Origin of the sequence: Streptomyces incanus, assembly GCF_042656345.1 — a bacterium.
Lineage (GTDB): Bacteria > Actinomycetota > Actinomycetes > Streptomycetales > Streptomycetaceae > Streptomyces > Streptomyces incanus.
Genome location: NZ_JBHSPC010000182.1, coordinates 1 through 1,217 on the forward strand (window position 1 = coordinate 1; position 1,217 = coordinate 1,217).

At 70.3% G+C, this 1,217-nt stretch carries 1 protein-coding gene; it reads left to right on the plus strand.

Going from position 1 to position 1,217, the window contains the following annotated elements; all coding sequences use genetic code 11:
- Window positions 1-83: 83 nt before the first annotated feature.
- Window positions 84-1,217: ISAs1 family transposase (locus tag ACFP2V_RS38570; protein ID WP_381221425.1), on the plus strand; the 1,134-nt coding region annotated here is incomplete at its 3' end.

Sequence of the window (1,217 nt, forward strand, 5' to 3'; positions counted from 1 at the left end):
TGTCCGGTGGGCGCGCGACGTACGCAACGAAGCTCCGTTGTGCAGGTGACCTTCCCAAGTCGCCTTCGCCCAACGGAGCTTCGATGTGCCGCCAGTCTGCCACCGTCTGCCTGATCAAGTCGCCCACTCGTCAGCATCGTGCGATCGGCCCGTTGGCCGATCGGCTGCGGACGCTGGCCGATCCGCGGTGCCGGCGCGGGAAGCGTCACCCTTTCGTGGCCGTCATGCTGGTGGCCTGCTCGGCGGTGGCCGCCGGGGCGAAGTCTTTCGCGGCCGTCGGACAGTGGGCCGGTCAGGCGCCGCAGGACGCCCTCGCCGGGCTCGGGGCCCGCACCGCCACGGCGTTCGCCGTGCGCGTCGCGCCCAGCAGCGCGACGATCCGCCGGGTCGTCCAGCGCACCTGCCCCGGCGGGCTCGCCGACCTGCTGGGCTGTGATCCGGCCGGGGCCGACACGCTGGCCGTGGACGGCAAGAGCGCCCGCGGCTCCAGAAGCGGCGATACCCCGGCCGCGCACCTGCTGGCCGCCATGACCGGCAGCGGCCAGACCGTCACCCAGCTGCGGGTGCCGGACAAGACGAATGAAATCACCTGCTTCGCCGCCCTGTTGGAGCCCTACGACCTGACCGGGGTGACGGTGACCGCCGACGCTCTGCACACCCAGCGTGACCACGCCCGCTTCCTCGTCCAGGCCAAGAAGGCCCACTACGCGTTCACCGTGAAGAAGAACCAGAAGGGCCTGTACGAACAGCTCCGGACCCTGCCCTGGGGTGAGGCGACGGCGAAGTTCTACGACCGGTCCACCGGACATGGACGCCTGGAGACCCGCGTGGTGCAGGCCCTGACCGTCACCGGCCTCGGCGTCGACTTCCCGCACGCCGCCCAGGTCGCCCGCATCGTCCGCCACCGCACCGACACCAAGACCGGCAAGCGCAGCCGCGAGACCGTCTACGTCATCACCGACCTGACCAGCAGACAGGCCTCCCCCGAGCGGATCGCGAAGATCGTGAGGTCGCAGTGGGTGATCGAGAATCGGCTCCACTTCGTACGGGACACCGCCTTCCGTGAGGACGCCTCCAAGGTCCGCACCGGACATGGGCCGGAGAACATGGCGACCCTCCGCAGCTTCGCGATCAACCAGCTTCGTGCTGCCGGCCACACCAACATCGCCGCCGGACTCCGCGAGATGTCCCTCCGCCCCTTCGAGCGGCCCCTGACC